23 protein-coding genes are annotated in these 19,558 nt (G+C 68.0%); 18 read left to right on the top strand and 5 right to left on the bottom strand.

What is annotated here, in order from left to right:
- The first annotated feature begins 61 nt into the window (after positions 1-61).
- Positions 62-661, top strand: a complete 600-nt coding sequence (locus KUF83_RS32260) for a hypothetical protein (protein WP_217458544.1) — start codon at positions 62-64, stop codon at positions 659-661.
- An 81-nt stretch (positions 662-742) separates the two neighbouring features.
- On the opposite strand, the gene KUF83_RS32255 is transcribed toward KUF83_RS32260, so the two are convergent.
- Positions 743-1,657, bottom strand: coding sequence for a LysR family transcriptional regulator (locus tag KUF83_RS32255; RefSeq protein ID WP_217458543.1), 915 nt, complete (start codon positions 1,655-1,657; stop codon positions 743-745).
- 125 nt (positions 1,658-1,782) lie between these two features.
- Between KUF83_RS32255 and KUF83_RS32250 the strand changes: the two genes are divergently transcribed.
- The 10 genes from KUF83_RS32250 to KUF83_RS32205 all read left to right on the top strand — a co-directional run bounded on the left by KUF83_RS32250 (position 1,783) and on the right by KUF83_RS32205 (position 12,253).
- Positions 1,783-2,592 carry an inositol monophosphatase gene (locus KUF83_RS32250; protein ID WP_217458542.1) on the top strand — a complete coding sequence of 270 codons (810 nt, stop codon included), beginning with the start codon at positions 1,783-1,785 and terminating at the stop codon, positions 2,590-2,592.
- A 43-nt stretch (positions 2,593-2,635) separates the two neighbouring features.
- The gene (locus KUF83_RS32245) at positions 2,636-3,280 is read left to right on the top strand and encodes an NADPH-dependent F420 reductase (protein ID WP_217458541.1); all 645 of its coding nucleotides are present in this window, start codon (positions 2,636-2,638) and stop codon (positions 3,278-3,280) included.
- Positions 3,281-3,402: 122 nt separating this feature from the next.
- Positions 3,403-4,224, top strand: a complete 822-nt coding sequence (locus KUF83_RS32240) for a GNAT family N-acetyltransferase (protein WP_308403225.1) — start codon at positions 3,403-3,405, stop codon at positions 4,222-4,224.
- A gap of 146 nt (positions 4,225-4,370) precedes the next feature.
- A complete protein-coding gene (locus tag KUF83_RS32235; RefSeq protein WP_254644682.1) occupies positions 4,371-4,898 on the top strand; it encodes a hypothetical protein in 528 nt (175 codons plus the stop codon).
- A 243-nt stretch (positions 4,899-5,141) separates the two neighbouring features.
- Positions 5,142-5,900: an alpha/beta fold hydrolase gene (locus KUF83_RS32230; protein WP_217458539.1), complete on the top strand. Its 759-nt coding sequence runs from the start codon at positions 5,142-5,144 to the stop codon at positions 5,898-5,900.
- A 190-nt stretch (positions 5,901-6,090) separates the two neighbouring features.
- Complete coding sequence (locus KUF83_RS32225; protein WP_217458538.1) at positions 6,091-6,639, top strand: YciI family protein; 549 nt, start codon at positions 6,091-6,093, stop codon at positions 6,637-6,639.
- Between the two features lie 70 nt (positions 6,640-6,709).
- A complete protein-coding gene (locus tag KUF83_RS32220; protein ID WP_217458605.1) occupies positions 6,710-7,861 on the top strand; it encodes a GDSL-type esterase/lipase family protein in 1,152 nt (383 codons plus the stop codon).
- Positions 7,862-8,055: 194 nt separating this feature from the next.
- Positions 8,056-8,919, top strand: coding sequence for an LLM class flavin-dependent oxidoreductase (locus KUF83_RS32215; protein ID WP_217458537.1), 864 nt, complete (start codon positions 8,056-8,058; stop codon positions 8,917-8,919).
- Between the two features lie 412 nt (positions 8,920-9,331).
- Positions 9,332-11,680 (top strand): alpha-L-fucosidase, encoded by a 2,349-nt coding sequence (locus tag KUF83_RS32210; protein WP_217458536.1) that lies wholly within the window; start codon positions 9,332-9,334, stop codon positions 11,678-11,680.
- A 165-nt stretch (positions 11,681-11,845) separates the two neighbouring features.
- Positions 11,846-12,253 (top strand): MerR family transcriptional regulator, encoded by a 408-nt coding sequence (locus tag KUF83_RS32205; protein ID WP_217458535.1) that lies wholly within the window; start codon positions 11,846-11,848, stop codon positions 12,251-12,253.
- 2 nt (positions 12,254-12,255) lie between these two features.
- On the opposite strand, the gene KUF83_RS32200 is transcribed toward KUF83_RS32205, so the two are convergent.
- Both KUF83_RS32200 and KUF83_RS32195 read right to left on the bottom strand, forming a co-directional pair.
- Positions 12,256-13,182, bottom strand: coding sequence for an NADP-dependent oxidoreductase (locus tag KUF83_RS32200; RefSeq protein WP_217458534.1), 927 nt, complete (start codon positions 13,180-13,182; stop codon positions 12,256-12,258).
- Positions 13,183-13,361: 179 nt separating this feature from the next.
- Positions 13,362-14,207: an SDR family oxidoreductase gene (locus KUF83_RS32195; RefSeq protein WP_217458533.1), complete on the bottom strand. Its 846-nt coding sequence runs from the start codon at positions 14,205-14,207 to the stop codon at positions 13,362-13,364.
- Positions 14,208-14,272: 65 nt separating this feature from the next.
- Here KUF83_RS32195 and KUF83_RS32190 point away from each other — a divergent pair, with 65 nt between their 5' ends.
- Entirely contained in the window at positions 14,273-14,608 is a 336-nt protein-coding gene (locus KUF83_RS32190) for a helix-turn-helix domain-containing protein (RefSeq protein ID WP_217458532.1), read from the top strand.
- A gap of 31 nt (positions 14,609-14,639) precedes the next feature.
- On the opposite strand, the gene KUF83_RS32185 is transcribed toward KUF83_RS32190, so the two are convergent.
- A complete protein-coding gene (locus KUF83_RS32185; protein WP_217458531.1) occupies positions 14,640-15,521 on the bottom strand; it encodes a radical SAM protein in 882 nt (293 codons plus the stop codon).
- 283 nt (positions 15,522-15,804) lie between these two features.
- On the opposite strand from KUF83_RS32185, the gene KUF83_RS32180 reads away from it, so the two are divergent.
- The 3 genes from KUF83_RS32180 (at position 15,805) to KUF83_RS32170 (ending at position 17,203) form a co-directional block, all read left to right on the top strand.
- On the top strand, positions 15,805-16,185 hold the full coding sequence (locus KUF83_RS32180; RefSeq protein ID WP_217458530.1) for a VOC family protein: 381 nt from the start codon (positions 15,805-15,807) through the stop codon (positions 16,183-16,185).
- A gap of 125 nt (positions 16,186-16,310) precedes the next feature.
- A complete protein-coding gene (locus tag KUF83_RS32175; protein ID WP_217458529.1) occupies positions 16,311-16,703 on the top strand; it encodes a nuclear transport factor 2 family protein in 393 nt (130 codons plus the stop codon).
- A gap of 74 nt (positions 16,704-16,777) precedes the next feature.
- A complete protein-coding gene (locus KUF83_RS32170; protein WP_217458528.1) occupies positions 16,778-17,203 on the top strand; it encodes a PPOX class F420-dependent oxidoreductase in 426 nt (141 codons plus the stop codon).
- Positions 17,204-17,288: 85 nt separating this feature from the next.
- Here the strand turns inward: KUF83_RS32170 and KUF83_RS32165 are convergent, their stop codons facing one another.
- Positions 17,289-17,801 carry a MarR family winged helix-turn-helix transcriptional regulator gene (locus tag KUF83_RS32165; protein WP_217458527.1) on the bottom strand — a complete coding sequence of 171 codons (513 nt, stop codon included), beginning with the start codon at positions 17,799-17,801 and terminating at the stop codon, positions 17,289-17,291.
- Between the two features lie 196 nt (positions 17,802-17,997).
- Between KUF83_RS32165 and KUF83_RS32160 the strand changes: the two genes are divergently transcribed.
- The 3 genes from KUF83_RS32160 to KUF83_RS32150 are packed head-to-tail and all read left to right on the top strand — an operon-like array spanning position 17,998 to position 19,545.
- Positions 17,998-18,360 carry a helix-turn-helix transcriptional regulator gene (locus tag KUF83_RS32160; RefSeq protein WP_217458526.1) on the top strand — a complete coding sequence of 121 codons (363 nt, stop codon included), beginning with the start codon at positions 17,998-18,000 and terminating at the stop codon, positions 18,358-18,360.
- A complete protein-coding gene (locus tag KUF83_RS32155) occupies positions 18,344-18,880 on the top strand; it encodes an SRPBCC family protein (protein WP_217458525.1) in 537 nt (178 codons plus the stop codon). Before KUF83_RS32160 ends, KUF83_RS32155 begins: the two co-directional genes overlap by 17 nt.
- Entirely contained in the window at positions 18,880-19,545 is a 666-nt protein-coding gene (locus KUF83_RS32150) for a dihydrofolate reductase family protein (RefSeq protein ID WP_217458524.1), read from the top strand. The genes KUF83_RS32155 and KUF83_RS32150 overlap by 1 nt, the downstream gene beginning before the upstream one ends.
- Positions 19,546-19,558 lie beyond the last annotated feature (13 nt).

Genomic DNA, 19,558 nt, shown 5'->3' with positions numbered 1-19,558 from the left:
TCAGTCACTTCCACAGTGGGACTGCGGCGATCAACGCCCCTTCCCGTCCTACGCTGATGTGATGGGCGTGGGGATAGAGGTACTGATCGTGGACTGGCCGCGGGTCGAGGCGGCAGCGCCTGACGACCGGGGAGAGATGCTGGTCGATGCCGCCCTCGGAGACGCGTACGGAGACGACCCTTTCGAGCATGGCTGGTCATGGTCCACTCAGCCCGGTGAGGACTGGTACGGCAGATACGCCCTCCGGAACACTCTGGGCTCGTACAAGCCGCACTTTTGGGCTGGTCATCGCTGGGACCACATGCGCGACTTCGTCGCGCCTGGAGCACGCGCGGTGCTGGACCGGTTCAACGACGCGCTGTTCTGGCACGGCCTGGAGGACACCACCGGGACCGTCTCAGGACTCCCGGAGCGGCCGTGCACCTGGGAGGCAGACCTGCTGCTGTGGTGTCCGCCCGACCATGTGCCACTGATCGCGGCATGGTGGCGACAGGCGGCACCCCAACTGGAGGATATGCGCGAGCCGTTCGACCGGCACGCCGCGGAGCCCAGCGGATGGATCACGACCTTCGAATCCTTTGCCCACTTCCTCACCGACTGGGGAGAGGTGGTGACGGAGGCGGAGCGCCGTGGCTGGGGCGTCATCGGCCTGCGCTGCTGACCGCGTCGGGGCGCCGCTCGCAGCAATGAAGAGACAATGACAGCGCCACCGGGTGGACCTGCCGCAGGCCGCCGCTGCCGGTCAGGCCGTGGGCGGCGGGGTGAACAGGGCCTGGAGGGTTCGGGTGGCTGTTTCGCGCAGCCAGGTGTGGGCGGGGTCGTTGTCGTGGCGCTGGTGCCAGAGCAGGTGGAGGGGCACTTCGGGCAGTTCGAGCGGCAGCGGCAGTGTCGTCAGACCGAGTTGGTGGCGGATGGGGCGAGTGGCCGCGTCGGGCAGGGTGACCACGAGGTCGGTGTCGCGGGCGAGTTGCAGTGCGGTCGTCGTCGTGGGGGCGGAGGCGATGACACGGCGCTCGTGGCCCAGTGCGGTCAGGGCGTCGTCGATCGGGTCGTGGAGGCGTCCGCGTCGGGAGACGGTGAGGTGATCGGCCGCCGCGAACCTCTCGGTGGTGACGGGCTGTTCGGTGAGCGGGTGGTCCGGCCGGACTGCGATGACGAGCCGGTCACGACCGATGAGGCGGTGGTGGACATCGGGCTGGGTGGGTGGGCCCGCGCTTGAGGCGAGGTCCACCGTGCCGCGGCGCAGCTCGGGGGTGTCGTCGCCCGGCTCGGCGGTGAGGCGCAGTCGCACCCCGGGGGCCTGGCGGTGCACTGCGGCGACCAGGGCGGTCCCGCACGTGGTGGTGAGCGCGTCGTGCCAGCGGACCGTGAACACTCGCTCCAGAGTCGCCAGGTCGAGTTCTGTCTGTGGGGACAGCAGTTGGTGGGCCTGCTGCACGAGGGCGTGGACCTCGGTGCGAATGGCCAGCGCGTGGATGGTGGGGGTCATGTGGCGTCCGGTGCGAACCAGGATCTGGTCGCCGGTGACTTTGCGGATACGGCCCAGCGAGCGGCTCATCGCCGGTGCGGTGACGTGAAGTCGGGCTGCGGCCCCGGCCACGCTGCCTTCTTCCAGCAGGGCGTCCAGGGCGGTGAGCAGGTTCAAATCCAGTTGCATGGCAGTAACTATACGAGTGAAAACCATGCACTTGCTGTTAATGGGCGAGGCTTCTACCTTCGAGATGTGGGGCCGAAGGAAGAACCCAACACCGCCCCGTTTCCACCGAATCCAAGGAGTACGCCATGACCACAGCCATGCCTTTCGACCTCGATGCCACGTTCCTGACCGCGGTGGCCGACACGGTGAAGGTCGCCGGAGTCACCCTGCGGGAGCGCTACACGACCCAGGCCCGGGGCGTGAGCCTGGAAGAGGTCGTCGACGAGATCCACGCCAATGACGACGCGGTCCTCGCCGTGATGCGTGAGCCGCTGCTGAAGGCGAGGCCGGGGTCGCAGTGGGCGGAGGACGAGCTGGCCGGCGGTGCGCTCCCGCCGGGCGAGTGGTGGGTCGTCGACCCGGCCGAGGGCAACATCAACCACGTCCACGGCATGCCGGAGTGGGCCGTCACCGCCACCCTCGTGCGCGACAACCAGCCGGTCCTCACGGTCGTTCACCTCCCGCTGACCGGCGACACCTACACCGCCGCCGTCGGCGGCGGCGCCCACCTCAACGGCCGTCCCCTGACCGTGTCGGCCAAGAGCGACCTGGGTGCCGCGCTGATCGGCACCGGACAGGCCCGGCCCGGTGAGAGCACCGACACCTTCCGCAGGATCGGCGCATCTGTCACCGCCATGCTCACCGCCGGCCTCGTCGTGCGTGTGTCCGTCCCGGCCACGCTGCAGCTCATCCACGTCGCCGCCGGACGCATGGACGCCTTCTGGCAGTTCTCCGACGTCCGCTCCGGCCTCGTCGCGGGCGCCCTGCTGGTCACCGAGGCCGGAGGTACCGTCACCGACCTGGACGGCAAGCCCTGGAGTACGGCCAGCCGCGACTTCCTGGCCGCCGCTCCCCGTATCCACACTGCCGCGCTCGACGTGCTGTCCTCGATCTGACCAGCCCGCCCATACCCACCAAGTCCGCAAGGGGCAACCCAACATGAGCAGCATCGGCATTCTGGGCGCCGGCCGCGTCGGCACCAACCTCGCTCGCAGCCTCGCGGCCGCGGGACACCACGTCACCCTCGGCCGCCGTCAGAGCGGCGTCGAGACGGGCACGCCGCCCACCGAGGGAACCGCCGTCCGCTACGCCGACCACCCCACCACCGCCCGCACCGCGGACATCGTGATCAACGCCACCCCCGGAATCAGCACCCTGGGCCGATTCACCGCCCTGCGGGCCGAACTCGCGGACAAGATCCTCATCGATGTCTCCAACGCCACCCACGACGCCGCCGACAAGCTGCCCGGCGACCTGTGCTACCCCGGTAGCAGCCTCGCCGAACAGCTCCAGGCCGCCCTGCCCGACACCCGCGTCGTCAAGACGCTCAACACCATGCTGTTCATGGTCATGACCGCCCCGGGAACCCTGGCCTCCCCGCCCACCGCCTACCTCTCCGGAGACGACGAACAGGCAAAGAAGACCGTCACGGGCCTTCTCGACGACCTGGGCTGGCAGCCCGACTGGATCGAGGACCTCGGCGGCATCACCACTGCCCGCGCCACCGAAGCCATGATCCTCGTCGTCCCCCACATCATGCGCCGCAACGGCTTCGCTCCCTTCGCCGTCTCCCTCGCCCGCTGACCCCTCCCGGAGCAGTGCGTCCGTCGCACCGGACACACGGGACGTCCCACCGCCCGAGCACAGCCCCTCCTCCCACATTCCCAGCACTGCCACACGAGCGAGAGCCACGTATGACGACCACCGTGCCTTCAGACATCGCCGAGCTGACCGAGATCACGGCCTACACCGACTTCGCGACCAGCGCCCCGCCATCCGTACAGGAGACCCTGGGTCTTGGCGCGTTACACATCGGCCCGGCGCAGGCGCTGACCATCCGCGAGGACCCGAGCCACTTCTTCAACCGGGCAGGCGGCTTCGGCACCGATCGTCCGATCACCATCGACGACCTGACCCCGGTGTGCGACTTCTACCGGCAGCAAGGGGTGGCGCAGGGCTCGATCATGCTCGCACCACGCTCGTTGCCGCCCGGCTGGGCCGCCATCGCCTCGAAGCTGGGACTCACCGAGGACAGTCGGTACACCAAGCTCAGCCGCGACATCGAGAGGATGCCCGCCACCGTCGGCGTTCCCGTACTGGAAGCAGGCTGGCGGGTCGGCGTCGTCGAGGACCGACAGGCCCACGAATGGGACACCGTCATGATGACCACCTTCGGGTTCACCTCACCCGACATGATCGGGATGGCCGCGTCCTTCGTAGGCAAGGCGAATTGGCGGCAGTACGCGGTCTGGGCCGACAAGCGCATCGTCGCGGTCGGGAGCGTCTTCCTCAACGGCGAGTGCGCCCACATGTTCGCCGGGGCCACCCTCCCTGACGCACGCGGCCGCGGCGCCCAGTCCGCGCTGCTCGCCGCCCGACTCCACGCAGCCGCGGCCGAGGGGTGCCGTTGGATCGTCGCGGAGACCGCGGCGGAGAACTCCGGCGAGCACAACCCGTCCTTGCACAACCTGCTGCGCGCCGGCTTCGAGCCGATGTACGACCGAGCCAACTGGCTGTGGCACGCATAGAGCGACACCACGGTCCCGTGATGCGCCGGAGAAGGGGACCGGACGCCCTCACGCCACATTCCAACCGCGCAGGGCAGGCCCTGTCAGGGAGCCGACTGCTGACCCACCCGAGACGATCCGCAGACGATCCGCAGACGAGGACAGCCATGACCACCCTTTCCCCAGCCCGAACCACCCCGCCACGACAGGCCAACCGGGTCCGCTGGACCATCCCGGCCCGGCTGCGCAAGAGCGTCCTCGTCACGCATGTCGTCTCGGCGGGGGCCTGGATCGGCATCGATGTCATCTCCATCGTCCTGGTGGCGATCGGCTGGGTTCGCGCGGGCGACGACCGCACCGCCGTATACCAAGCACTCGCGGACTTCTTCGTCGTCCCTCTCCTGCTGACGGCACTCATAGCAGGCACGGTCTGCCTGGTCACCGGCGTCCTGCTGGGACTGGCGACCAAGTGGGGACTCGTACGCTACTGGTGGGTCGCCGTGAAGCTGGTCCTCAACGTCATCGCCTGCGCGATGATGCTGACGTTCCTGGGCCCCATCACCGAACTCGCTTCGGGGGAACAGCCGTTGCGCGACATCTGGTTCCTCTCGTTCCTCGCCGCAACCGCCATGGCGCTCCTGAGCTTTGCCACAGTGCTCTCGGTCTTCAAACCATGGGGCCGAGTCCGCAAGTAGTTCCACCCCATCAGCGAGGAACAGGCGCACAGAACAGAAGGATCCGAGACTGCGGACGCCTGCCCACCGAACTGCTTCACCTCACGACAGCAGCAACCACCGCCACCAACAATCCGTCTTCTCAAACCGCCGGCTTCATTGTGCTGAGGGCGGACCGTTACCAGCGTTGGTGAAGTTCCGCCCTTCGGGCTGTTTGCCGAACGGTTCCAATCCGTAAAACCCGCATCACAACCGAGAGTGACCATGACACACAACAATCAGCTGGCCCACGACCTCCAGGGCACGGGACCGCTGCTCGTGGCAGTCCACGGCATCACCGAGAACCGCAGCTTCTGGGACCCGGTTCGCCTGCAGCAGCACTTCCGCGTGCTGCGCGTCGATCTGCGTGGCCACGGGGAATCGCCTCGGACCGCACCCTTCGGGATCGACGAGTCGGTGGAGGACATCCACCGTCTGATCGAGTCGCTGGGCGAGGATCTGACAGGGGACCAACCACCGTTCATCGTCGGCCACTCCCTCGGCGGGGTGATCGCGACTGCCTACGCAGCTCGTTATCCGACCCGCGGTGTGGTCAACGTCGACCAGTCGCTGCGAGTCGGTCCGCTGCCCGCGGAGATAGCCATCGCTGTGCGGGGAGAGGGCTTCGAGGACTTCGCTCGTACGGTTCTCGCCTCGATGTACGGTGAGTTGGACCCTGAGCTCGTGGCCGACATCGAACGCCGCCGCACCCTCGACCAGGACGTGTTCGACGGATTCTGGACCCCATTGCTCGATTGGGACGCTGAGACCCTGGCAGCGTGGTCTCGACGGGCCACGAGTCTCCCGCCTGGTGTCCCGTACCTGTCCTTGCATGGAACGGACGCCGGCGCCGACTACGCCGAGTGGCTCGCCGACCGCATCCCCGCCGCCGTGATCGAACAGGCACCGAAGCGCACGCACTATCCGCACCTGGCACAGCCCGATTGGTTCGTGTCCCGCCTCCGTAAGTTCTTCAGCGTCTGATTGTCAGGCACCCACGGGCGCACCCTCTTCCCGCGTCGCAAACGCTGATGCCCGGCAGCCTCAACGGCGGCCGGGCATCACGGCTGCAGAGGACCCACTGAGGTTTCAGGACCTGGTCGAGACGCGGCTACGCTTCTCGCCGGCAAAAGCCGGTTGAGATGGTGACCTTGGTGCGGAAGGGTCTGTGGTCATGGAGTACTTCTGCTACCACCGAGACCGGCCCGGCTCCCTTGCCCTTCGCGAGGAGTTGACTGAGGAGCACTGGTCCTACATGGACCGGTATGCGAAGGAACTGATCGCTCGCGGCCCGACCTTCGCCGCTGACGGTGAAACGCCCACCGGAAGCGTGCATATCGTCGATCTGCCCGATCCCGCCGCTGCCCGTGCATTCGCCTTCGACGAGCCCAACTACCAGGCCGGTGCGTTCCGGGACGTGCTGCTGCGCCGGTGGCGCAACGTCCTGGGGCGCACCATGTGGGATTTTCCCGGTGGCCGGAGCGGTGGCGACCGGTACCTGGTGCTCGGCCTCGGCGAGGGCCCGGCAGCCGACCTCGACCTGCCGCCCGACCAGGACGAGCTGATCGCGTACGGGCCGCTGCTGTCCGACGACGGCGACACCTGGCTGGGCACGGCGGTACTGCTCAGGGCCCCGGACCCGGATACGGCACGCGCCGTCCTGACCCCGGACCGCTACGCAGACATCGAGGTCCACCACTGGGAGTTCGGCGGGCGCCGATGAACGACGGAGACACCGGACGGATGCCATCGCCGGAACGCGTCGACCTGGGACAGCAGCGGTGACGATGGCGATGCGGACGGTTCCGCTGGTCGGCGGACCGGTGGAGATACGCGGTGCGCTGGACCTGGAGACCACACCGGCAGGGGTCATGCCGCGCCGGTTGCCCGCGTGGACCAAGGAGCAGTACCAGGACCCCTCGGTCTACGGGGTGACCGTGATGCCCTCGGGGGTGCGGCTGGTGTTCCGCACCGACGCCCGCGCATTGGAGTTCGAGGTACTCACCTCCACCGGCCAGCTCGACACCGACGCCCACCCTCGCCCGACCGGGATGCTGGAGTTGTTGGTGGACGGCGCCCTGGCAGGGCGTCGGCAGGCGCCGGTCGGCAACGTGATGCGCATGGCGGGCCCCAGGGCCGTACAGCGACTCGTGCCGGGCAAACCTGGGACCGTACGCTTCGCCGGACTGCCGGCCGGCATGAAGAACGTCGAGCTGTGGCTCCCACAGCAGACTCCTACGGAACTGGTGGCACTACGCGCTGACGGCGACGTGCTGGCACCGCTGCCGGACGGGCGGCGCCGCTGGGTCCACCACGGCAGTTCCATCAGCCACTGCATCGAGGCCGACGGCCCGACCGGAACCTGGCCGGTGGTGGCCGCCGCGCTCGGAGGGGTGGAGGTGATCAACCTCAGCCAGGCCGGCAACGCGCTGCTGGATCCCTATGTCGCCCGTACGATCCGCGACACGCCCGCCGACCTGATCAGCCTCAAGGTGGGCATCAACATCGTGAGCCTGCCCGCCTTCCGACTGCGGACGTTCGGCCCGGCACTCCACGGATTTCTGGACACGATCCGGGACGGCCACCCGGACACTCCGCTGCTGTTGATCTCCCCTGTGAGCTGTCCAGCCCTTGAGCAGGTTCCCGGCCCGGCCGCGACCGGACCGGACGGGAGGATCACTGCGCTGGGCGACCCGGCAGATGTGGCCGCCGGCGCATTGTCACTGACGGTGGTCCGTGCTGAGCTGGCCCGGATCGCTGCGGCACGACAAACGGCTGATCCCCACCTTCACCATCTCGACGGACGAGAGCTGCTCGGCCCGGATGAGGCAGACGATCTGCCCGACGGCCTTCACCCCACCGCCACCGCGTATCGCCGAATGGGCAAGCGGTTTGCTGCCCACTCCTTCGCGACCGACGGCCCCTTCGCTGAGCTTGTTCGTTGACCTCCGGTATGAAGCGCGCTTCGGACTGGGGCGCCGGCCTCGTTCATGGCTAACGGTCGGCCCTGCCGGTACAGCCGCCGTGCGACGAGCCCGGTGGAGTACGTGTGGTGCTGCGTTCGCCGGGGGCCCCGCCGTGAAGCCGCCCGGATCCGAATTCGATTGCTCCGTCACGGCCAGTTCCGCATCCTGCTGAGATGCGCTTCTCCATCAACATCCCCAACTTCGGCGACTTCGCCGACCCCCGCAATGTCGCGTCCGTGGCAACTGCCGCCGAACAGGCCGGCTGGGACGGACTTTTCGTCTGGGACCACGTACTGCACCGACAACACCAGGGACGCCCCTTCGGAGACCCCTGGATGCTGCTGACCGCAGCCGCGCTGGCGACCTCGCGGATCCGGCTGGGCACCCTCCTGACGCCGGTCCCCCGCTACCGTCCGCAGCAACTGGCCCGCCAGGTGGCCACCCTGGACCATCTCAGCAACGGCCGGGTGATCTTCACAGCCGGCCTGGGCGGCCCGGTCGAGGACGAATACCGCAGTTTCGGCGACACGGCCGAGCCACGCGTCCTCGCCGAGCGGCTGGACGAGGGACTGGAACTGTTGGGGCGCTGGTGGTCCGGCGAGCCGGTGAACCACCAGGGCCGGCACTACCAGGTCCGGGATGTGACGTTGCTGCCTGCCACGGTGCAGCGGCCCGGTCCGCCGGTGTGGATCGGCGGCTTCTGGCCGCGTCGCCCGCCGATGCGGCGCGCAGCGCGCTGGGACGGCGCGGTGCCTCTCTTCGAGACGGCCCGGCATGGGCATGTACCCGAGGTGGCGGAGGTACGGGATCTTGTCGGCTATGTACGTGAGCACCGCATGGCCGGAGACGAGCGGCCCTTTGAAGTCGTGCTCGGCGGTGCCACGTCCTCGGATGCCGCGAAGGCCAGGGACGTCATCGGTCCGCTGCGCGACGCCGGTGCCACCTGGTGGGACGAGCGCCAGGTCCAGACCGGCCCGGACCTGGACCGCCTGCCTCCGGTACTGCGCCGGATCGAGGCGGGACCGCCGGTGATCTGATCATCCGGTCCAGCAATGAATCGGCGACGACGGGAGTGGGGTCGGGGTAGAGGGGCTACCGGTCGCTGGTCGCCGGTCCGCTGGTGATGATCAGGAACGGGCACTCGGCGCTCAGGCACCAACTGACGGAGAAGCGAACACAGTTCAGCGGTTTCGTGCGACGACCGCGTAGGTTCGGCCGATGGCTGGTCTGGATGGGCAGCCGCCCGGTTCAGCTCATCCGGATGCGGGACGGTCCGTCATGGCGCTCGGTGGCGCGACGGAGATTCACCATATACCGGGCACCCATCCCACGGACTCAGGATCCTCACTGATCATCCTACCTATTTCCCCGACTCCACTCTCTGTCCGCACCGTTGACAGCACCGCGACTCCCCTCGATCATCAGACATCCGATGAATTGGAGCCGCTCATGGGTACGTATCCGAGACGTCAGGTCCTGGGCGCCGCAGCCGGGGTTTCCGCCGCGGCAGCCCTTCCTCTCACCTCAGCCACCTCCGCCACGGCCGCCGAACCCCCCGCCAAGCAGGCCGGGCCGTGGGCTCCCGTCCCCGACCCTGTGCCTGTCCCCCTCGACTCCCTCTACGACAACGACGGCGTCGACACCACCTCCGCGCGGGGCGGTGACTTCGACGGCTCGGGCTACACGTTCCCGGGCGAGGAACTTCCCGCGGGCCGTGTCGAAGTCGACGGCGCGCCGTTCGTCTTCCCGACCTCGGATGCCGGCGCGAAGAACAACGTCGTCGCCCTCGGCCAGCGCGTCGACCTGCCCAAAGGCCGCTACTTCTCGGCTGTCTTCCTCACCGCAGGCAGTTACGGCAACGCCTCCGGCAGAGCCACGGTCCACTACGCGGACGGCTCCACCACGACCGCCACCCTCGGCGGATCCGACTGGTACGCCACGGGCGGATCCCTGTCGGTGCCGTACCGCTACGGACCGGACGGCACCAGGGACGAACACCGTGTGGGGATAGGCACGTCCGAACTGTGGCTCGACCCACAGCGCGACGCCGTTGCGATCACACTTCCGGTGACCAACCCGGCGCAGGCGAACAAGGCGTCGCTCCACGTGTTCGCTTTGTCCCTGCAACCTGCCGCCCAGGGGCGCGCGTTGACCCTGCGCGGGGCCCGCTCCACGAACTCGCTCCTGGAGTCGTCCGGCGCCCAGAGCATCGAAGCCACCGTCGTCAACGCGGGGACGGTGGCCGTGCTGGCCACGGACGGCGTGTCGGTGGGCGTCGAGGTTCCGGGAGCCCGCACCGTCGAAGCCGCTCGTGTCCGCCGCCTGGACCCCGGTGAGCAGGCCCGCGTCCGCGTGGGAATCCGCAACCGCGGGGGCACCGCCCCCGGCACGGCCCGGGACGGCTCAGTGACCGTCACCGGACGCGGAACCCAAGTCGCTTCACAGAAACGCCGGTTGACCCTCGGCGTATCCGACTACCAGCCCACTGCGGCTTCCCTCTCAGGCCACCAGGCGCCGTACTGGTTCCAGGGCGCCAAGTTCGGCATCTTCATCCACTGGGGCGTCTACTCGGTCCCCGCCTGGTCGCCCGTCGGAAAGCAGTACGCCGAGTGGTACTGGAACCACATGCAGGATCCCGGGAACGCCGTCTTCGCGTACCACCGCGAGAAGTACGGCGAGAACTTCGCCTACGACGACTTCATCCCGATGTTCACGGCGGAGAAGTTCGATCCGCGCGCCTGGGTCGAACTGTTCCGGGACGCGGGCGCGGAGTACCACGTGCTGACCTCGAAGCACCACGAAGGCTTCGCCCTGTGGGACACGAAGGTCTCCGACCGCAACTCCGTGAAGATGGGTCCGAAACGGGATCTCGTCAAGGAACTCTTCGACGCGTCCCGCCGCTACACACCCGAACTCCACCGCGGGCTCTACTTCTCCATGCCCGAGTGGTTCAACCCGGACAACCCCTGGATGGGTCACGCCCCGCGTAATCCGTACACCCAGGAGCTGGTGCCCTACACGGGCTACACCGCGGGCATGGACTACGTGAAGGACTACCAGGCGGCACAGATGAGGGAGTTGATCCACGGCTACGACCCCGAGGTCATCTGGTGCGACATCGGCGGCGTCAACGACAGCCTCCACGTCCTCGCCGACTACTTCAACCACGCGAAGAACCGCGCCCGGCCCATCGAGGTCACCGTCAACGACCGTGCGGGCATCGCCTTCCACGACTTCACGACGCCCGAGTACACGACGTACGACAACACGGTCGTCGCGAAGTGGGAGTCCAGCCGCGGCCTGGACCCCTTCAGCTACGGCTACAACCAGGCGACACCCGACGACGCCTACATGACGACCGAAGCGGTGGTGCACAGCCTCGTCGACATCGTCTCCAAGAACGGCAACTTCCTCCTCGACATCGGCCCACGTGCCGACGGCACCATCCCCGAGATCATGCAGACCCGGCTGCGTGAGACGGGCCGATGGCTGCGCACCAACGGGGAGGCGATCTACGACACCACGTACTGGTCCAGGATGGCCGAACTGGGCGAGGACCTGCGGTTCACCATCCGCCCGGACGAGGCCTTCTACATCCACTCCCTCACGAAGCCCGGCGCCACACTCACCGTCGAAGCACCGATCCCGATCCGCAACGGCGACAAAATCACCATGCTCGGCCACGGCCGGCCCCTGACGTGGACTCTCAGCAAGGGAGCGCTGGTGATCGACGTTCCCGAAGCGGCACGCAAGGCGGGGCAGCACGCGTGGGTCTTCAAGGTGCACTGGCGCGCCTGAGACCCAGGGGAGCTGAGCACAACCGGCGGAGATGAGAGCGGTGCGTCATAGAGCAGACCCGTCCCGGAGATACCCTCGGCCACGCGCTGACTAAGCTGTAGCCATGCGGAATTGGCTGAGGTGCGGGAGGCGCGTGTCGTGACTTTGACATCTCCCCCTGTGACCATGCGGATCGGAGAAGTGGCCCGGCTGACGGGTGCCAGCGCCCGATCACTGCGGTACTACGAGCAGCAGGGTCTCATCCACAGCGCACGATCCGGCGGCGGGCAGCGGCACTACGCCGCGACCGAGGTCGCGCGGGTCCATCTCATCCGGCGGCTGTTCGACGCGGGACTGGGGAGCAAGGTGATCGCCCAGTTGCTGCCCTGTGTGGACAGCGACGACGCCGACGTTCACGAGGATGCGTTCGAAACGATGGTCAAAGAACGGGACCGCCTGACCGCCGACATCGCTCGACTCGTCGAGACCCGGGACTCCCTCAATGCCGTGATCGAAGTGAACACCCGGCACCGGCTCGGCGCGGGCCGGGCCGGTGCCGTTCCCACCGGGGACGGTCATCACTGCGAAGCGTGAGTTCAGAGTCGCATGTCGATGACGAGCTTGCCCGACGCGTGGCCCGACTCGACGAGCGCCAGCGCCTCCTCCGCCCGCGCCAGAGGATAGGTCGCCGTGATGTTGGGATCGAGTCGCCCGGCGGCCATCAGTTCGGCGACACGCTCGAGACTGCTCCGGTCGAGACGGCGGTGGACCATCGCTCCGCCGAGCTCGCTGACCGACGGGTCCCCTACCGAAACGAGTGCGTCCGGCCTGGCAACCAGTGGGGCGACGCTCCGCAGGGAATCTCCGCCGACCGTGTCGACGACGGCGTCGAAGCCGTCCGGGGCCCGCATGCGGAGCTGGGCCACGACATCGCCTGCGGTGTACTCGACGAAGGCTGCACCGGTGGCCGTCGCACGATCCCGCTTGGCCGCACTGCCGGTGCCGACCACGACCAGACCACGGTCCCGTGCGATCTGGGCAAGGGCGATTCCGACACCGCCGCCGATGCCGTTCACGAGCAGCGACGCCCCGGCGGGCAAGGCGAGTTGGTCCAGGACGTCGAGCGCGGTGGTGCCTGCGACGGGGATGGTCGCGGCCCAGGTCTCCGAGAGTGTGTCGGGTATGCGGGCCGTGGACTCGGCGAGCAGCAGAGTCGTCGTTGCGTACGTGCCGGCACCGGTCAGGGCGAATCCGGTGACCCGGTCGCCGACGGCCAGGTCAGTCACATCGTCCCCCACCGCAAGGACGGTGCCTGCCGCCTCCATTCCCAGGACCTGCGGAAAGGGCACATGGCCGTTCAACTCCTGGATGTGTCCGGACCGGAGCAGGTGATCGAGCGGGTTGACTCCCGCTGCCGCGACGCGCACGAGGACTTCGAGAGGACCGGGTGACGGAACGGGCCGATCGAAGAACTCGTGGACGTCGGCGCTACCGAAGGTGCGATACCCCAGGGCTGTACTCATCAAGAATTCCTTTCGCAACGTCCTCGTCCGGTGTTCGGCGGGGACATCGCCAAGCTAGTTCTTGACATCAATGTCAGGTTCAAGCTGATGTGACGTGAGTAACACCCTTGAACCCGCAGTCACCGAACCCACGGCTGATGCAGGCTCCGCCCTCGGAAGAGCCAAGGTGTGCTGACCCGTCAGAGGCCGATGTCGGTCAGCCACTGCCCGGTGGTGCGAGGGGTGATGCCGAGCAGCTTCTGGGCGGATTCCTCGAGTGCGATCGAGCGGTGCGGAAGTGTGCTCACGGCCGCGTAGAACCCGGCGACGTCGGCGGCGGGGCCCTCCCCCAACAACGGTGCGACAGAGCTGCGGAACTGCTCGGGGGTGATCTGCTCGAAGACCACGTCCTTGCCGAAGCGGGCGCCGAACGCCTCGGCCAGGTCCGGCCCGGTGATCGCCGGGTACTGGCCGACGGAGATCACACCGGTGATGTCCGGGCGGTCGAACAGGGCGGCGACGGCATCGGCTATGTCCAGGTGCGAGGCCCAGGAGGCTGGGAAGTCGACACGGATCGGGTAGGGCAGCACGCCTCGTTCACGGACCGCGTCGAGGACGTACGGCATGAGCAGGTTCTCGAGGTAGAACGTGGGCGCGATCACCGCATGGGACACCCCGCTGCCCGCCAGACCGTCGGCCAGTACCGCGGCCGCGCCACCGGTTTCCGGGTCGATCGGGGCGCCGCTGGTCGAGAACACCACCCGGGCCGGACGGGCCGCGCGGACCGCAGCGACGATGTTGCGCGCATAGGTCACGCGGTCCTCTTCGGAGACCACCGGCAGGTGGACGAACACTCCGTCAGCGCCGCGGTACGCCTCAGTCAGTTCGGCCGTGGAGCCGTAGCCGGCGGCAACGACGCGCTGCGCGCCGTCCACGGCTGCATCGGCGGTTCGGGTCAGGGCGGTCACGGACTTGCCCGCGGCGGCGAGAGCGGAGACGACGGGGGCACCCTGGGCGCCGGTGGCGCCGTGAATCACGTAGGTCATGGGCGCCATTAGTGCATGGGATGCATCAGTTACATCAACTGCACTATTGGGGTACGGTCAAAACTGTGACCGATCCCTGTCTCCCCGAGTGCGGCGTCGCCCGGTTCCTCACGCTGCTCAACGGCCCGTGGGCCACGCTGATCGTGCGCGAACTGCTGCACGGACCCCACCGTTTCACCCGGCTGCGCGAGGCCCTGCCCGGCATCAGTCCGCACACCCTGACCAGCCGGCTGCGCCAGTTCGAGCGGCACGGCATCGTCACCCGCACGACCTACGCGGAGATCCCGCCGCGCGTCGAGTACGCGCTGACCCCTCTCGGTGAGGGGTTGCGCGACGTCTTGGACGCCATGGGCACCTGGGCCATGGCGGTGCCGGATCCCGAGGCCGACGTCACCGCGTGACGCGGTCCCAGGCCCGGCGGCGCGGACGCGGTCACTCCGAGGACGCGAGCCTCTGCCGCAGAGAGTCGTTGTCGTCGTGGTGGACGACCTCCTCGAAGCGCAGCCGCAGACCGTGTTTGTCGAGCAGTTCCGCCACGATCGCGTCGAGCTGCTCGCGGTGTTCCTTCGTCCGCGCCTGGAGGTACGCCTCCCGGACGTCCTCGGGCTCGCCCGCGAGGACCTGGTCCATGCGCTCGCGGATGTACCGCTTGAGGTTGATGTGCTCCATGAACACCTCACGCACGCCCGCGTCGACGAGTCGGCCGAAGAGGTCGTCCAGAAGCTCGGGCTGGGTGGCGAAGTGGGGCAGGAGCGGGCCGACGAAGGCGTAGGTGGGTATGCCTGCCTCGGCGAGTTCGGCCAGGGTGCGCAGGCGACGGGACGCGAGTGGGGCGCGTACCTCCAGCCAGCGGCTGACCTTGTCGTCGGTGGTGGTCACGGTCATGCCGACCTCGGCGCGGGGCAGGCCGGCGAGCAGGTCGATGTCGCGAGTGACGACGGGTGACTTGGTGAGGATGCGCACCAGGCCCGGGTACTCGACCGCCTTCAGTTCGCGCAGGATGCCACGGGTCAGCCGGTACTTCGTCTCGTGCCCCTGGTAGGGGTCGGTGACCGAGCTGAGCAGCATCGTGCCCCGCCGCCTGCTCTCAGGCATCTTCGCCAGTTCCTTGCGGGCGAGTTCGACCGCGTTCTTCTTCACGTACAGGTAGTCACCCCACTCCGTCACCGACCGGCCGAACTGCCGCCCGGCGAAGCTGGCGAAGCAGTAGGCGCAGCCCAGCACGCAACCGGTGTAGGGGTTGATCACGTAGTCGTTCGACGGGGTCTTCGACTTCTGGATCAGGGTTTTCGCCTCGATCTCGACCGGCTCCATGACCTCTTCCTTCCGACCCGGCCGCCCCTCTTCCGAGCCGCCGGGCTCCTGTGGTGTCCATGGTTCGGACGGCTGAGGACCATCGAACCCATACCCGTGGAACAATAATCTAAGGAAGTTGCTTCCATGGAATGGAAATGGTTTGCTGGACGCCGAGCCGATGCATCGCTCATCTGCGCCGATTCCCGCAAGGTGCCCCGCCGCGGGATGCGGTGACCACCGGGATTCAACCTGCCACGGAGAGTCACAAGTCTTGCCTTGCGGGGCCTAAGGAGTGAGTGCCATGTCCGTTCCCGCCTTCAACTCGGTCGCCTGGTTCGAGTTCGGCACCGACCAGCCGGAGAAGGTCAAGGAGTTCTACGGCGAGCTCTTCGACTGGAAGTACGTCCTCAACACCAACACCCCAGGGGTCACCTATCACTCGGTGATGACGCCGGGCGCCCAGCAGCCGGCGGGCGGTGTTTGGGAGTCGGAGGGTGGCTTCCCCAACTACGCGGTCTTCTACGTCCTTGTCCAGGACGTCGCCGCGACCGTCAAACACGGCCAGGACCTCGGCGCCGAGGTCCTCATGGAGCCGGTCTCCGATGCTGCGGGCTTCACCTTCGCCCGACTGCAGGACACTGCCGGCAACCACTTCGGCGTCTTCTCCGCGCCCGCCGCCTGACCGGTTCCCGCAGAGCCGTATCTCCCCCGTTCACCGCCTGGAGGCTCACCGAAGCCTGCCTCGCGACGACCTCGACTTCGCCGTACGGCCGTACGCCCCGCGCAAGAACCCAAGGAGCCAAAGACATGACCAGCGCCAACATCGACATCGCCCGCACCTACTTCCAAGCCGTGCAGACGGGAGACATGGCCACCCTCGGCGGACTCCTCGACGAGGGGATCGTCTGGCACCAGCCGGGCGCCAACCAGTTCTCCGGCGAGCACAAGGGCCAGGGCGCCGTCTTCCAGATGCTCGGCGGGATGATGGAAGCCAGCCAGGGCAGCTTCGCCATCGACACGATCCACACACTCATGGCCAACGGCGACCTGGTCAGCGCCACCATCCGCTTCAGCGGCCGTCGCGACAACGCGTCGATGAGCATGAACGGCGTCGACCTCCTGCGCATCGCAGACGGCAGGATCACCGAGATGTGGCTCTTCTCCGAGGACCCGGCCACCGAGGACGCCTTCTGGGGCTGACCCCAAGGGTGTCCGGGGCCGAGTCGGCCCCGGACACCTACAAGTCAGGCCGTACACATGCGAAAGGCACCCCCATGCGGAAGATGACCGAGCAGCAGTGGCGGGCCTTCGCCACGCACGGCACTCGCACCGGCAAGCTGTCCACCGTCCGCGCCGACGGCAGCCCTCACGTGACACCGGTGTGGTTTCTCCTCGACGGCGACGACGTCGTGCTCACCACCGAGAAGAGCGGGGTCAAAGGCCGCAACCTCGCCCGTGACGGGCGGTTCGTCCTCTGCGTCGACGAGGACCGGCCACCGTACGCATTCGTCCTGCTTCACGGACGCGCGGAGATCTCCGAGGCCCCCGACGACATGCTGCGCTGGGGCGGACTCCTCGGCGCCCGCTACATGGGCGACGGCCGCGCCGAGGAGTACGCCGCACGCAACGGCGGCCCCGGCAACCTCCTCGTCCGCGGCCGTATCGACAAAGTCATCGCCTTCGCCGGCATCGCCGACTGAGTCGTGAACTGACAGGCCGGGGCCGGGGACCGTGTTCGTCCGGCCCCGGCCTGTCGACCCACCGGCACGGCCGACCCGTCACGTTTCACGTCGCAGGTCGGCCGGGCTGCTTCGACGCCCGCCCGGCCGGTACCGGTGTGCGTGAGGCCCTCCGCTCCGCGTCCAGGGTGCGTCCGGCTGCCCGCAGCGTGCTGAGGACCGCGGTCACCTCGCGGACGGACTGCTCGGTGATCACCGACCCGATCCGCAGTTCCAGCTCCTCCTCGAAGACCTTCAGCGCCCCGCTCACCAGCTTCCGCCCCTCGGATGTCAGCTCGACGATCGAGGAACGGCGGTCGTTCGGATTGGCCCGCCGCTCACACAGGCCTGCCGCCTCCAGGCGATCGACCACCTTGCTGGTGCCGCCCACCGTGATCGAGAACTTCTCCGCGATGTCCTGGATGCGCCGTCCGGGCCGCTGCAGCAGCAGGTGCAGCACCTCGAACGAGGTCAGCGGCAGGTCGTACTCGGCCCTCAACCGCCCCTCGATGCCGTCCCACAGCTCGATCTCCAGAGAGACCAGCTCCCGGTACAGCAGCTTCAGGTCAGCGTCAGCCATCACTCATCTTCCGAAGAATCATCTTCCATGGACAGATAATTGTAGGTCACCAGCATCGGGAACCCTGACTGACGCCAGGTTGGGCGTGACACGCGGATTAGCCGTAAGTGCGTGCGGGCCGACCGGTGATCTCGGCCGCCACTGACGGTGGTCACACAGCCGTTGACGCATGCCGCTATGGGCATACGATGGGTTCATGGCACGAGCGGCGACGACCTCGGACGCGTTCAACGCGATCGCAGAGCCGCAGCGGCGGGAGATCCTGATGCTGCTGCGGGGTGGCGAACGGCCCGTGACCGAACTGGCGCGGGACCTCGGGATGAGCCAGCCGCAGGCGTCCAAGCACCTGCGGGTCCTCCGCGAGGTCGGGCTGGTGCAGGTCCGCGGAGCGGGCAAGCAGCGGCTGTACGGCCTGGACGCCCGCGGGCTGCGGCCGATCCACGAGTGGGTGGGTGGCTTCGAACAGTTCTGGAACGAGACCTTCGACCGGCTGGACGAGTACGTGCGAGATCTGAGACAGGCAAGGCAGGAGGAACCCCCGGATGACGAAGACCAGTAGCGGCAGCGAGCCCGACCACACGACCGCGGACCGCGAGGTCGTGATCTCCCGGACCATCGGCGCCCCACGGGAGCTGGTGTTCGAGGCGTTCACGCAGGTGCGGCACCTGTCGCGGTGGTGGGGACCGGACGGGTTCACCACCACGACGCGGTCCTTCGAGTTCCGCACGGGCGGGGCCTGGGCCTTCGTGATGCACGGGCCGGACGGGACCGACTACCAGGAGTGGATCACCTGGACCGAGATCGTCCCGCCGACACGCATCGCGCTGGTGCACGGCGAGTCCCGCGACGACCCCAACGCCTTCGAGTCGGTCCTGACCTTCGAACCGGCCGGCGAGGAGACCCGGATCGTGATGCGCACGGTGTTCCCCACCAAGGAACTGCGCGACGAGGCGGTGGAGAAGTACCACGCGGTCGAGGGCGGCGAGCAGACGCTGCGCAACCTGGCGGCGTACGTCGTCGGCCTCACCCGGAACGACACCGGCCGGACCGAATCCACACCGAAGGGAGCGGAGGGCTGATGGGCGGAAAGGTGTTCTTCAGCGTGACGATGTCGCTCGACGGCTTCATGGCGCCGGAGGCCGTGCCCGTCGAGCTCGTGTTCTCCCCCGTAGGTCAGAACGACCCGAGGGTCCAGCGCTGGATGTCGAAATGGTCGGAGCTGCAGGCGTGGCTGTTCCCGCAGCGGTGGTTCCGGGAGACCCTCAAGCTCGGCGAGGGCGGCGAGGAAGGCATCGACAACGACGTCGCACGGGCGACGTACGAGCGCACCGGCGCGAGCGTCATGGGCAAGCGCATGTTCGACGCGGGCGAGTTGGCATGGCCGGAGGAGGCTCCGTTCCGCACCCCGGTGTTCGTCGTCACCCACACCAAGCGTGACCCGTGGGTGCGGCCGGGCGGCACGACCTTCCATTTTGTCAACGACGGCATCTCCAGCGCCCTCGACCAGGCCCGTGAGGCCGCCGGAGACCGTGACGTCCGCATCTCCGGCGGCGCCGAGACGATCCAGCAGTACCTGGACGGCGGCCTGATCGACGAGTTCTCGATCACTCTCGCGCCCGTACTGTTCGGCAGCGGTATCCGTCTGTTCGACCGCGTGGACCCGGCCCGCCTCGCCCTCGACCAGTCCCGCACGGACGCATCGTCCCGGGTGACCCACCTGACCTACACCGTCGGGAAGCGGTAGCGGGCGCACCACG

Source organism: Streptomyces sp. BV286, assembly GCF_019090165.1.
GTDB lineage: Bacteria > Actinomycetota > Actinomycetes > Streptomycetales > Streptomycetaceae > Streptomyces.
The sequence above is the reverse complement of the archived record's forward strand: the minus strand, read 5'-3'. Positions and strand labels throughout refer to the sequence as shown.

Bases quoted from the DNA above. Each gene is read 5' to 3' on its own strand.
- KUF83_RS32255 (WP_217458543.1), bottom strand. From the start codon at position 1,657: ATGCAACTGGATTTGAACCTGCTCACCGCCCTGGACGCCCTGCTGGAA.
- KUF83_RS32175 (WP_217458529.1), top strand. From the start codon at position 16,311: ATGACCAGCGCCAACATCGACATCGCCCGCACCTACTTCCAAGCCGTG.
- KUF83_RS32155 (WP_217458525.1), top strand. From the start codon at position 18,344: ATGACGAAGACCAGTAGCGGCAGCGAGCCCGACCACACGACCGCGGAC.
- KUF83_RS32195 (WP_217458533.1), bottom strand. From the start codon at position 14,207: ATGACCTACGTGATTCACGGCGCCACCGGCGCCCAGGGTGCCCCCGTC.
- KUF83_RS32245 (WP_217458541.1), top strand. From the start codon at position 2,636: ATGAGCAGCATCGGCATTCTGGGCGCCGGCCGCGTCGGCACCAACCTC.
- KUF83_RS32180 (WP_217458530.1), top strand. From the start codon at position 15,805: ATGTCCGTTCCCGCCTTCAACTCGGTCGCCTGGTTCGAGTTCGGCACC.
- KUF83_RS32150 (WP_217458524.1), top strand. From the start codon at position 18,880: ATGGGCGGAAAGGTGTTCTTCAGCGTGACGATGTCGCTCGACGGCTTC.
- KUF83_RS32205 (WP_217458535.1), top strand. From the start codon at position 11,846: ATGCGGATCGGAGAAGTGGCCCGGCTGACGGGTGCCAGCGCCCGATCA.
- KUF83_RS32210 (WP_217458536.1), top strand. From the start codon at position 9,332: ATGGGTACGTATCCGAGACGTCAGGTCCTGGGCGCCGCAGCCGGGGTT.
- KUF83_RS32260 (WP_217458544.1), top strand. From the start codon at position 62: ATGGGCGTGGGGATAGAGGTACTGATCGTGGACTGGCCGCGGGTCGAG.
- KUF83_RS32220 (WP_217458605.1), top strand. From the start codon at position 6,710: ATGCGGACGGTTCCGCTGGTCGGCGGACCGGTGGAGATACGCGGTGCG.
- KUF83_RS32160 (WP_217458526.1), top strand. From the start codon at position 17,998: ATGGCACGAGCGGCGACGACCTCGGACGCGTTCAACGCGATCGCAGAG.
- KUF83_RS32170 (WP_217458528.1), top strand. From the start codon at position 16,778: ATGCGGAAGATGACCGAGCAGCAGTGGCGGGCCTTCGCCACGCACGGC.
- KUF83_RS32200 (WP_217458534.1), bottom strand. From the start codon at position 13,182: ATGAGTACAGCCCTGGGGTATCGCACCTTCGGTAGCGCCGACGTCCAC.
- KUF83_RS32225 (WP_217458538.1), top strand. From the start codon at position 6,091: ATGGAGTACTTCTGCTACCACCGAGACCGGCCCGGCTCCCTTGCCCTT.
- KUF83_RS32235 (WP_254644682.1), top strand. From the start codon at position 4,371: ATGACCACCCTTTCCCCAGCCCGAACCACCCCGCCACGACAGGCCAAC.
- KUF83_RS32250 (WP_217458542.1), top strand. From the start codon at position 1,783: ATGACCACAGCCATGCCTTTCGACCTCGATGCCACGTTCCTGACCGCG.
- KUF83_RS32165 (WP_217458527.1), bottom strand. From the start codon at position 17,801: ATGGCTGACGCTGACCTGAAGCTGCTGTACCGGGAGCTGGTCTCTCTG.
- KUF83_RS32230 (WP_217458539.1), top strand. From the start codon at position 5,142: ATGACACACAACAATCAGCTGGCCCACGACCTCCAGGGCACGGGACCG.
- KUF83_RS32185 (WP_217458531.1), bottom strand. From the start codon at position 15,521: ATGGAGCCGGTCGAGATCGAGGCGAAAACCCTGATCCAGAAGTCGAAG.
- KUF83_RS32215 (WP_217458537.1), top strand. From the start codon at position 8,056: ATGCGCTTCTCCATCAACATCCCCAACTTCGGCGACTTCGCCGACCCC.